The 11,254-nt window shown below is 65.9% G+C and carries 10 protein-coding genes; 6 read left to right on the top strand and 4 right to left on the bottom strand.

All coding sequences use genetic code 11. The features are described 5' to 3' along the window. On the top strand, nt 1-2,454 hold a 2,454-nt coding region (locus tag I6U14_RS15300; protein WP_296900386.1), incomplete at its 5' end, for a cation-transporting P-type ATPase. Nucleotides 2,455-2,456: 2 nt separating this feature from the next. On the opposite strand, the gene I6U14_RS15295 is transcribed toward I6U14_RS15300, so the two are convergent. Then, on the bottom strand, nt 2,457-3,275 hold the full coding sequence (locus I6U14_RS15295; protein WP_296900385.1) for a dihydrofolate reductase family protein: 819 nt from the start codon (nt 3,273-3,275) through the stop codon (nt 2,457-2,459). Nucleotides 3,276-3,453: 178 nt separating this feature from the next. Continuing rightward, complete coding sequence (locus I6U14_RS15290) at nt 3,454-3,582, bottom strand: hypothetical protein (RefSeq protein WP_296900384.1); 129 nt, start codon at nt 3,580-3,582, stop codon at nt 3,454-3,456. An 18-nt stretch (nt 3,583-3,600) separates the two neighbouring features. Here I6U14_RS15290 and I6U14_RS15285 point away from each other — a divergent pair, with 18 nt between their 5' ends. Further along, nucleotides 3,601-3,816 carry a hypothetical protein gene (locus I6U14_RS15285; RefSeq protein ID WP_296900383.1) on the top strand — a complete coding sequence of 72 codons (216 nt, stop codon included), beginning with the start codon at nt 3,601-3,603 and terminating at the stop codon, nt 3,814-3,816. 86 nt (nt 3,817-3,902) lie between these two features. On the opposite strand, the gene I6U14_RS15280 is transcribed toward I6U14_RS15285, so the two are convergent. Further along, nucleotides 3,903-4,724 carry a metallophosphoesterase gene (locus I6U14_RS15280; protein ID WP_296900382.1) on the bottom strand — a complete coding sequence of 274 codons (822 nt, stop codon included), beginning with the start codon at nt 4,722-4,724 and terminating at the stop codon, nt 3,903-3,905. Between the two features lie 13 nt (nt 4,725-4,737). After that, nucleotides 4,738-4,923 carry a hypothetical protein gene (locus tag I6U14_RS15275; protein ID WP_296900381.1) on the bottom strand — a complete coding sequence of 62 codons (186 nt, stop codon included), beginning with the start codon at nt 4,921-4,923 and terminating at the stop codon, nt 4,738-4,740. A 605-nt stretch (nt 4,924-5,528) separates the two neighbouring features. On the opposite strand from I6U14_RS15275, the gene I6U14_RS15270 reads away from it, so the two are divergent. From I6U14_RS15270 to I6U14_RS15255, 4 genes are all read left to right on the top strand, one after another. Further along, nucleotides 5,529-5,897 (top strand): STAS/SEC14 domain-containing protein, encoded by a 369-nt coding sequence (locus tag I6U14_RS15270; RefSeq protein ID WP_296900380.1) that lies wholly within the window; start codon nt 5,529-5,531, stop codon nt 5,895-5,897. 51 nt (nt 5,898-5,948) lie between these two features. Then, nucleotides 5,949-6,305, top strand: a complete 357-nt coding sequence (locus I6U14_RS15265) for a response regulator (protein WP_296900379.1) — start codon at nt 5,949-5,951, stop codon at nt 6,303-6,305. Between the two features lie 60 nt (nt 6,306-6,365). Beyond that, nucleotides 6,366-7,517: a HAMP domain-containing sensor histidine kinase gene (locus I6U14_RS15260; protein WP_296900378.1), complete on the top strand. Its 1,152-nt coding sequence runs from the start codon at nt 6,366-6,368 to the stop codon at nt 7,515-7,517. 309 nt (nt 7,518-7,826) lie between these two features. Then, nucleotides 7,827-11,117 carry a hypothetical protein gene (locus I6U14_RS15255; RefSeq protein ID WP_296900377.1) on the top strand — a complete coding sequence of 1,097 codons (3,291 nt, stop codon included), beginning with the start codon at nt 7,827-7,829 and terminating at the stop codon, nt 11,115-11,117. Nucleotides 11,118-11,254 lie beyond the last annotated feature (137 nt).

The following is an 11,254-nucleotide window of genomic DNA, read 5'->3' as shown; positions in this document are numbered from 1 at the left end:
TCGGAGAGTTGTATAAGGGCCAGCGCTTCCGGTGCGGCCATTGCGGTGAACCCCGCGATCGGCTTCGCGATGGCGCTGCGCGCGACCCGCGCCATGGAGGCCCTGCAGCGCATGGGCAAAACCAGGGCACGGGTGCGCCGCGGCGGCAAGGAGCGGACGCTGTCTGCCGACGAGCTCGTGCCCGGCGATATCGTGCTGCTGGAGGCCGGCGACGTGGTCAGCGCGGACCTGCGCCTGCTGGAGGCCAACCGCCTGCAATGCGACGAGGCCGCCCTCACGGGCGAATCCGTGCCCGTCACCAAGCGCACCGGCACTCTGGACCTCGACGACCCGCCGCTGGCCGAGCGCGAGAACATGGCCTTCAAGGGCACCGCGGTCACCGACGGCTCGGGCTTAGGTATCGTCGTCGCCACCGGCATGGACACCCAGCTCGGCCACATCTCCAGCCTGGTAGAAGAGGCAGAGTCCTCCGAGACGCCGCTGGAGCAGCGCTTAGAGCAACTGGGCCGGCGTCTCATCTGGCTCACCATCGCCATCGCTGCGGTGGTGGCCGCCGCCGGGCTCGTCGCCGGCAAGGCGCTGGTGGTGATGCTGGAGACGGCCATCGCGCTCGCGATCGCCGCGGTGCCGGAGGGCCTGCCGGTGGTGGCGACGCTGGCGCTCGCCCGCGGCATGCGCAAGATGGCCAAGCGCAATGCCGTCGTGAAACGCCTCTCCGCGGTGGAGACCTTGGGCACCGCAAGCCTGATCTTCACCGACAAGACCGGCACGCTCACAGAAAATCACATGACGCTGGCCCGGCTCGGCCTGGCCGCCGGCACGCTGACGCTGGACCAGGACCCGGACGGCGCCCGCTTCCTGCGCGACGACGACACCGAGGTGGCGCTGGACGAGATACCGGGCCTGGCGGATGCGCTCACCATCGGCGCGCTCTGCAACAACGCGAGCCTGCACGAGGCGGGCGGCGTCGGCGACCCCACCGAGGTCGCATTGCTGGAGAGTGCCGCGGCCGCCGGGCTGCACCGGGACGAGCTGCTGGAGCGGCTGCCCGAGGAACGGGAGGTGAGCTTCGATCCCGATCTGAAAATGATGGCGACGGTGCATGCCGACGACGGCGGCTGGCGCTACGCCGTCAAGGGGGCGCCGGAGGCCGTGCTCGGCCGCTGCACCCGGGTACGGACCGATGAGGGCGACATCGAGCTTTCCGACGCCGACCGCGAGGACTGGCAGACGCGGAGCGAGCAGCTGGCAGCCGATGGCCTGCGCGTGCTCGCCATCGCCGAAAAGCAGGCCGACAGCGCCGACGCCGAGCCCTATGCGGACCTGACCCTATTGGCGCTCACCGGACTCTACGACCCGCCGCGTCCAGGCATCGACACCACCATCGCCGCGTGCCAGGACGCCGGCATCCGCGTGGTCATGGGCACCGGCGATCATGCCGCCACCGCCCAGGCCATCGCCGCCGAGGTCGGCCTCAGTACGCCCGATGCGGAGGCCGTCGACGCGTCGACGATCAAGAATTTGCAGGCCTTGGACGAAGACGAGCGCGAGCGGTTGCTGGCCAGCGATGTGTTCGCCCGCATCAGCCCCGAGCAGAAGCTGCGCCTCATCGACCTCTACCAGAACGCCGGCTGGGTGGTCGGCATGACCGGCGACGGCGTCAATGACGCCCCGGCACTGAAGCAGGCCGACATCGGCATCGCCATGGGCCAGCGCGGCACGGAGGTGGCCCGCCAGGCGGCAGACATCGTGCTCAAGGACGATGCCTTCGAGACCCTGGTCCACGCCATCGAGCACGGTCGGACCATCTTCCGCAACATCCGCCGCTTTATCGTCTATCTGCTCTCCGGCAACCTCGCGGAGATCATGGCCGTGTCCGCAGCGGCCGTCGTCGGCGCGCCGCTGCCGCTGCTGCCGTTACAGATCCTCTACATCAACTTCGTCTCGGACGTGATGCCCGCGCTGGCGCTGGGCCTGAGCCCGAGCCGGCCGGGCGTCATGGACGAGCCACCGCGCGCGAAGGACGAGCCCATCCTAAAGCGCTCCCACTGGATCGCCATCATCGGCTATGGCGCGCTCATCGCGGCCACGGTGCTCGTGGCCTTCGCGCTGGCCTTGCTCTGGCTGGATCTCGATGCGGGTCAGGCCGTGACCATCGGCTTCCTGACCTTCGGCCTCGGGCGACTGTTGCACGTGCTGAATATGCGGAGCAGCGACTCGCCGATCTTCGTCAACGAGATCACCCGCAATCCCATGGTCTGGGTGTCCATCGCCTTCGGCGTCTTGCTGTTGGCGCTGGCCGTCTGGGTGCCGCTGGCCGCCGAGGTGCTGTCCATCCAGCCACTGCCGCTGGCCGGCTGGGGCCTGGTCGTGGCCTTCTCCGCGCTGCCGCTGCTCGTGGTTCAGGTGACGAAGATGCTACTCGCCCTGCGCCGGCGAATGGCCGCGCGATAAGGCTAGCCCCCGGCGTCTCTGCGATCGTAAACCTGCATCAGCTGATCGACGCCGTCCGGTCCCTGGACATCGAGGTATAGGGCGCTGAGCGTGAAATCATAGGGTGGCCGGAGCCGGTCTCCCAGCACCAGGGTCGCGTAGTCGACGCCGCCCAGGATGCGGGTCACCGTGGTCATGTAGAGCCGCTCCAGCACACGGCTCTGCAACAACAAATGCAGGACCGCCGGACCGGCCGTCGAGTAGATCAATGGCAGGGCTCGCTCGGTCAATGCCGCAATCAGCCGACTGCCGTCGACGGAGCGCTCGCCAAGACGCAGCACCTCGGCACCCGCCTCCTCTGCCGCCTCCTGCGCGGCCTTGTCTGCGTCGTCAACCGTGGCAATGATGAGCCGGTGGGCCTGTGCGAGCCGCGCCAGCACTTGCTCCGGCAAGTCCAGCGACCGGGTGACAATGACCAAGGCCGGCTGCGGCGGCAGGGATTGCCGCAGACGGAATGCCAGCAGATCCGCCGGCGCATCCTTGCTGAATGGCGGCCAGGCTTGGGCCGTTTCCTCGCCGAGCTCGCGCACATGGCGCCCACTCAGAATGATCGCATCGGCCGGAGCCGCCAACTCCAGAAGCAGACGCCAATCTCTCGGATTGGCGGTCTCGGCGGGAACACCGAGGCGTCCCGTCGCTGGCTGGGCAACCGCGATGCGCCCGTCCAGGCTGGTGATGAAGTTGCTGTAGACGAAGGCCCCTGAAGGGGGTACGTGTGATCGCAGATCCTCACACAGGTAGAGCCCAGACAAGGGCACCGGCGTTGCTTCCGGGTACAGCATCCGAAGTCCGCCGCCCTCCCCGTGCTGTGGCTCCAGTTGACTCGTATTCGTTGTCATCGATCTAGCGTGAGCGGGAAGCAAGTAAACCAAAAGACAACGCAAAAATTGCGCAAACATTGTGCCAGGCCGGACGTTCAAGGCCTGCTATTGCAACCCAACTTTTTCAGCAGTAGCCAATCTACTGCGGCAGACCGAGCTGAGCCAACGCCCGGGTCAACGCCTCGCGCTGGTCGGGGTCCTTGAGCGGGAATGCGCGCAGCAGCCGCGAACGCGAAAACGCCGGGTTCAGGGTCAGCAGCTCCTGCACCTGCCAGGCAGCGTCGTCTTGGCAGCCGAGCTTCGAAAGCGTCGCCGCCAGCCACAGGCGCGCACGGGCGTGGGCGGGATTGCGCTGCAGGGCCGTATTGAATTCTCCGGCAGCCTTGTCACGGTGTCGGCGTCGGTCAACGGCAACCCGGTCCGGCTCGATTACCGACTCATTGGCTTTGAGTGGGTACTCGATGAGCTCGGTGGGCCTATCGCGGGGACAAAGATTCCATAGCGTCCCCGGGCAAGATCGATGATCTCGACCTCGTCAAAGCGGCCTTCCCGCAGGAGCCGTGCGCTCCGACGCGCGATGGCCGCTGGTCAAGCCACCTCGGGCTCCCAACCCGCAATGGCTCGCCGGTAGTCCAGCTGCTCGCAGTCTTGGAACCCGCCCGCCTCAGACCAACGGCGAACGCGGATGCGAATGCGGTCCTGATCCAGCTCGATCACGTTGAAGCTGTTGGCGTAGCCAGCCTTCAGGCGGTCCGAAAGTGTCGTACCCGCCTGCGCCGCCACTAGGGTACGCTCGCCCGACCTGGCGGCCATGGTCTCGCTGTGGTGGATATGCAGGTGGCCGGACAACATCAGATCCACTCGACTGTGTCCGAAGCACTCCAGTGCCATCTCCTTGCGCCCGATAACCCCGCGCCCGAGTGCCAGCTCGTGGACGATGAACGGGTGATGCACTACCACCACCCGCGTGGCTGAGGGCTCGGCGCCGGCGAAGAAGCGCTCGACCTCGACCATCTGATGCGCCGAGAGCCGGCCCCGGGACCAGTCGGTATGCGGCGACCACCGTCGCGCGGAATTGAGTCCCAAGACCGCGAGGGTCCGGCTCGAATAGCTCGGATACAGATCCTCGGTGATGTAGCGCCCGTAGCGCTTCCAGGGACGCAACAGGCGACGGATCAGGTCCCAGTCGGGCACGTCGTGATTTCCCGGAACCACCAGCACCGGGGGCGCCAGCTCCGCAAGGAAGTCCCGGGTGGCGGCGAACTCCCGGCGCCGGGCCGATTGGGTCAAATCGCCGCTGATCGCTACCAGCTCCGGAGCGCAGGCGTTGATCTCTTCGATCAGCGCCCGAACCAGCGGCGGCCGCTCGCGGCCGAAGTGCAGATCGGAAATGTGATAGACCGTCGGCATGCGGGTCATTCTGTCATTCGGCGCGCTGCTGCTCATCCGCCGACCTGTCAGCACCCGACCGCTGCTCAGCCGCAAGCAGCGAGAGCAGGCACGGCAGCGCTGTCAGGGCGTCGGCGGCATCCTGGGAGCGTCCGGCTCCCTGCGCAGTCAGATAGCGCTCGAAGGCGACATTGGCATACGGGATGACGCCTCTCACCATGATGGCTTCCTCGAGATTGATGAGCCTTCGGCACCGCTGCGCGAATGCCGACCTCCGGACTGCGGCAAGTCCGATGCCCCTCCGGGATAGGCTCGCGGCCGCGCCAAGGCGCAGCCGGTCAGACGCGCCGGGATGCGACATCCGCCAATGACGCCGCGGAAGGCAGTGGGGCAAATGCCCCGGCGCCGGTGCTTTATACCCGTCACACATGCGGGAGTATTGACGGCAGGCCACTTAACCACACGCCCATCAGGCTGATGTCGCTTGGCACGGTTCCTGCTGATTCCTGGTGGTGGTGGTGCTGGTGGTGGAAACTGGCGAATCGGTTGGCGAAGTAACTATGCCGAGACATAGGGCATCGTCGAACGGGTTACCGGCGGCTTTGCCGAGCTCTGCGAGCGCCGCGGCATTCAGCGCACCCTGTGGCGTGGCAGCTTTGCCATCCCGCATCGGCTACTGCTCGCGGACCCCGACGACTCCAGCGTCGCCGAGGCCGAAGCCGAGGCCACGCAGCTTTCTAGGCCGACCCACCCACCTGATGCCGGAGGCCGAGCAGCGGCCGAATCGGCGCTGACAGTCCAGCTGAAGCAAGAGGAGTGACGGAGATGATCGACGTCCAAACACACTCGGACAGCAACATCGTCGAAATGACCATTCACGGCTCCGTGACGGCGCAGGAGTTCGACGACACCCTGGCCAAGCTCAAGGCCGCCATCGAGCGCCACGGCCGCATCCGCATGCTGGAAGACATCGGCGAGCTGGACACGCCGCCCATCCCGTGGAGCAAGCTCTGGGCCGACGTGAAATTTGGCTTCGAGCATCTGAGCGACGTCACTCATGTGGCGGTCGTCGCCGACCAGGGCTGGATCGGGGCCTACGTGAACATGCTGAACCCGCTCATGAAGGCCGAGCTCAAGCACTTCAAACGCACGGAGCTGGATGTCGCGCGAGATTGGCTCAAGCAGGCGACATGACAGCGCCCAATAAACCGGCGTCTCCCTCGTAACTCCCATCCGAAACAGCGAATGAAAATCCTCGTTGCCGAAGACAACCACATTCTCGCCAAGATCCTCGCCGATCACCTGGCCGCCCGCGGCCACGAGGTGGTGCCCGCGTTCGACGGACGCCTCGCATCGGCGTTCTCCCATCAGCGAGATTTCGATGTCATCGTCATCGACTTGCTGATGCCTGATATCTATGGGATCGACATCCTGGAAGACCTTCACGCACGACAGCAAATGCCCAAGGCCATCGTCATCACCGGCGTCCCGGAGCTGCTGGACGAGGTGTCGCCGCGGCTGGCCGCAATCGGCGTAGAGACGGTGATCCGGAAGCCTTTTCTGTTCGCCGAGATCGACAAGGCGCTGGCGCGACTTGCGTAGACCCAGGCAGCGCCCGCTGCAAGACAGCCCTCCTATGACGGCATCGAAGGAGTAGCCCACATGCCCGAGCGTATCCTGGTTCTTGCTGCCGAACGAGGTGATGCCGAGCTATGCCGCCGCTTTCTGAACGACGCCGGCCTGTTGCACGAAGTCTGCCTGGACGCTGACGCGCTCCGCGCAGCCCTGGCACGTCCGGTCGATGTGCTCGTCATCGCCGCGGAATGGCTCAGGCGGGACGCAGGGGCCTGTGTCCGGGCGTACATCAGCGAACAGCCGGAGTGGTCGGCTTTGCCCGTCATCGTGCTCGCCGAGCCGCACGCCGGGCAGGGTCTCAGCGGCCTGGACGACCTCGAGGCCTATGGCAATGTCACGATGCTGGAGCGTCCGTTGCGCATGGCGGCCTTTATCGGCACGCTGCGCTTGGCCCTGCAGGAGCGCCGGCAGCAGTACCGCATCCGCGATCTGCAGGCCGAGCGCATCGCGGCGATCAGAGAGCGAAACGCCCTCTCGGCCATGCTCGGTCATGAGCTTCGCAATCAGCTGGCCGCCATCCTGATTTCTGCGGACGTGCTTGAGCGTGTACCCGCGGACAGCGCGCAGGCGGCATATTGTCGCGACACCCTCGTGACGCAGGCCCGGCAGATGAAGCGGCTGCTGGATGACCTCTCTGACATGTCGCGCATTGAGCGGTGCAAGCTCTCCCTGCAGCCCAAGCCCATCGATCTGCGCCAGCTCATCAGCGAGGCGATCGATCAGGTCCATCACGGCTTCCAGGCACGCGATCAGCGCCTGGAGCTGGCGCTGAACGGGCCGCCGGTGCAGGTGCTTGCAGACCCTGAGCGGCTTTCCCAGGTCTTCGAGAACCTCATGCTGAATGCCAACCGATACTCGCCAGAGGGCGCCCACATCCGGGTGCAACTGGATACCGGCGATGGTCTGGCGCGAGTGTCGGTGCGCGACGAAGACGCCGGGCTGAGCGCAGAGGCGCTGCAGCATATCTTCGAGCCCTTCTATAAAGATCAGAGCACCGGCAGCCGCCGCGCCGGGCTGGGCATCGGCCTGACGCTGGCGAGGAGCCTGGTGCAGATGCATGGCGGCAGCATCGCCGCGCACAGCAACGGCCCCGGTTGCGGCAGCGAATTCGTCGTCACGCTGCCACTGTACGACGCAGAAGGCAGCAGTGCAGTGTCCACCGCAGAGCCCCCCGAATAGTCCAAAGCACAGCCAGATGCCCAGGTCGGGCACAGACTGCCCGGCCGCAGATTGCCCAGGGACGGACGGCAGATCAATCCGCAAAAGCTTGTTCCCCCTCAGAAGGTCAGAGTAGCGCCGCGGGCTATGCCGGACTCCCGGCGGACTACACTTACCGATATACAAAAGGTTTCTCGGCCTGAGCGCGCCCGCACGACGCCTCGGTCGGACGCGACGCATCGGAGCCGACATGCCGTTCGGATGGGCTGAGCCCCGGCTAGGGGCGCGTGTTGAGGATGGGGCCGAAGAGCCTTGGCCGAGGAGAGTCCGATGCCGGAAGACTCCCAGATCCGTTGGCAGGCCTTGCCGCCGCTGCTGCTGTTGATCCTGCTGGCGGCGGGGAGCTTCTGGTGGTTCCCCTATCCGCTATCCGGCGAGCGGCTGCCCCAGCCTTATGTCGCCGGTACGCCTTTGGAGCGCGTGCAACAGACGCAGGCGCGCCTGTGGCAGGACCCGTTCACGGCGGTCCAGCGCTCTCAGGAGCGTCAACGAAGCCAAGCAACCGCGAGCGAGGATAGGCCAAAGCGGAGCCTGGATTGGCTCAATAAGCTGGCCCAAGAAAAATGCGCGGACACCGACATCTGTCACGTCCTCGGGATCATGGTCTTCGGCGGTCCATATATGGGCGCACAGGAATTCCGCCGGGCCACCCGCTATTCAGTCCTCGCGGGCTTAAGCCGCCAAGGCTTCATACCGGAAGACACCGAGCACATTGGTTGGATCGACCCCCGTGCGGAGCAGGAGTCGCCCGGCAAACACATACGCGGCACGCTCCCATCGGTGATGCCATTCGAGTGGCTCAGCCGAGCGGCTCCGCGTGCTGGACAACCAGTCGGACAGCCGTCGAGCCAAATGCGAGGCGATCGCCTGCTTTTGTTGTGGCTGGACGAAGATGCGCTCACGCGCGAGTTCTACGTTGCCGCCGAAAGCCCGGGACTCCACACGAAAATGTTGCCCCGACTAACCGAGCTGCTGCGCCCGTTCCTCGACGCGAATGGCCGTTACGCCGTGCAGATCATCGGTCCGGCTTCGTCAGGCACCCTGGCGAAGCTTGCCACCGAATGGCTGGAGGCTGGCTCGCAACCCGACGAGGCCGCATCCCCTGGGTCCCCGGCTCCGGCTGAGGCGGACGTCGTGCCTGAGGATACTCCGGCACGATCCCAGACCAATCCGCCCCGATCAGGCCGACCTGCTACGGCAGACCTTCCCCCTAATCCATTGGACGCCGCCTCAGCGGCAACGGGGGCAAGCGCAGCGAGCACCGAGCAGGCAGAGAAAGCGCAACAACCCGACCGGCAAGCGCGCAGCGATCTGCGTGAGTCGCTGAGACCGGTCCGCTGGCTCTCGGCGACGGCCACATCTTCTGCCGCATGGCAAAAGGCAAAGAAAGCAAAGAAGGACGGTCTGTCCATCAAGCGGATCATCGCCACGGACAAGGCGCTGGCCCAGCTGCTGGTCTCCGAGCTGCAGAGGCGCAGCCTCAGGCCGTCCGACACGGTGGCGCTGGTCGGACAGATCGACACGGCCTATTCGCGCGATCTGATCGCCATGCTGCAGGAACAGCTCGCTGCGGTCTTCCGATATGGCACTGTCCAAATCGTTACCGCGCACTACTTCCGCGGCATCGATGGCCACACCCCCGGTGGCTCCGACGACGCCGGCCGTGGCGTGAATGACAGCGCTCGCGCAAACAAGACGCCGAACGCGGATCAGGTCGAGCGCCCCGAAGGTCAAAGCCAGGTCGACTACCTACGGCGGCTCACCAGTGAGCTGGCGCGCCAACATCAGGCTTACAAGCCCGGCGGAGAGATTCGGGCAATCGGCGTTCTGGGAGACGACTACCACGACAAACTGCTGGTGCTGAAGGCGCTTCGCCGGGCCTTTCCCGATGCCGTGTTCTTCACCACAGATCTGGACGCGGCGATGCTCCACCCTGTCGACAATCGCGAGACCCGTAACCTGATTGTCGCAAGCGCATTCGGCCTCGAGCTGGAGCCGGCGCTGCAGGCGGGGGTCGCCCCGTTCCGCACCAACTATCGGACGGCGACTTATCTGGCGACTCGACTTGCCCTGGAGCAGCCTGCGCGACAATCGGAGGCAGCGTCGGACGAGGAGCGGTTGATCGATTCGCAGAAAGCGATCGACAAGCGCATCGGGCCCCTGCTGTTCGAGATCGGGCGGACGGAGCCGGTTCGCCTCAACAACCCGACAACGCCGCGGGGTGCACCCGCAGGCGATCAAGGGACGGGCTGCGGCCCTCGCAAGCAGGATTGGACCGCGTGCTTGGATTGGCAGCCAGCGCGCTACAACCGCCCGCAGCCTTCCACCGTGCTCGGCTTGGTGGTCGCGGCCATTGGCGCGCTCACGTTGAGCGCCCAGCTTTCCAAGCGCTTTCGACGCTTCCTGCTCGGGCACTGGCGCATAGTCGCACTCGGCGCGGCCTTGGCCGGTGTGTTGACCGCTGCGCTCATCTCCGGCCTGCCAAGCCCCCTCGGCGAGCCCTTCTCATGGGTCGAGGGCGTCAGCATTTGGCCGACCGAGATCCTGCGGCTGGCCGCCGTGACCCTTGCGGTGACCCTCTTCTTCGCCGGAATCCGGCACCTCCGCCTGAGCGACCAGGCGATACACGAGCGCTTCTTCCGCGGCACCGACACCGGCACCGACACCGATGAAGCAGCCGCGGCTAAGGTCTCGAAGGATGACGGCCGGGTATCGGGGCATGACATCTGGCAGCTCTATCGTGCCCGTCAGTTCCCAGTTGGCGCGCTGAGCCGCCTGTTGGCGGACGGACATACCAATGTCGTGCCGTCTTGGCTGACGCGACACTTCGTGCTGCGCAACCTGAAGCCGGTCGGCCTCTACCTGCTCATCGGATTCGGCTTGACGATGGCCCTCGGTCGCCCGGAGACACCGGCGAGAGGCGAGCTCGCTTTCGTCGTCGACCGCATCATTCTGATGGCGTCGATTCTGAGCTTCCTGATGCTCTTGTTCTTCGCCCTCGAGGCCAGCCGACGCAGCGTCTGGCTGATCCGGAGCCTCACCGAGCGTTCCTCTTGGCCCGATCTGACGCTCAAGCGCTTTGGGTGGCAGCAAGGTCTGGATCGACGCCCGTTCGATGACTACCTGGACGTCCAGCTCATTGCCGACGCGACGCAGGGGCTGCAGCCGCTGGTCTACTACCCGTTTCTCGTCTTCTTCCTGTTGGTGCTGTCGCGCACCACATTGTTCGACGGCTGGCACATCCCGTTGGCGCTGTACATGATCTTCGGCGTTGCCGCGTTGCTGATGCTGATCGCCGCCGTGCGCGTGCGCAGCGTCGCGAAGGCGGCAAGAGGTCGCTCTCTGGATCGCATCAACCGACTCGTTATCGAGTCCCAGGCCCGACATGATGGGGAGGCCGCGCTGGCACCGATCCAACAGATCCGCAGCGTCGTGCAAGGCATTCGCCGGGGGGCCTATGCGCCGCTGATGGAAGAGCCGATCATCCGAGCGACCCTTGGGCTGGCCAGCGGCATCTACGCGATCGCGTTCGTCGAGTGGCGAAGCGTGGCAGGGATGTGAGCCCCGCACCCATCCGCAGCGAAGGTCTGCAGGCCGCGGGCGCATAGAATCGCGGTGCCCGGTAATCGGCGCCGCGGCTGGGGTTAGGGAAGCGCTGATTTATTGGCGCTTCCCGTCCGGGGCAGGACGCCCCGCCA

It is taken from the genome of Thiohalocapsa sp., from assembly GCF_019695415.1.
In the GTDB taxonomy this organism is placed as follows: domain Bacteria; phylum Pseudomonadota; class Gammaproteobacteria; order Chromatiales; family Chromatiaceae; genus Thiohalocapsa.
The sequence above is the reverse complement of the archived record's forward strand: the minus strand, read 5'-3'. Positions and strand labels throughout refer to the sequence as shown.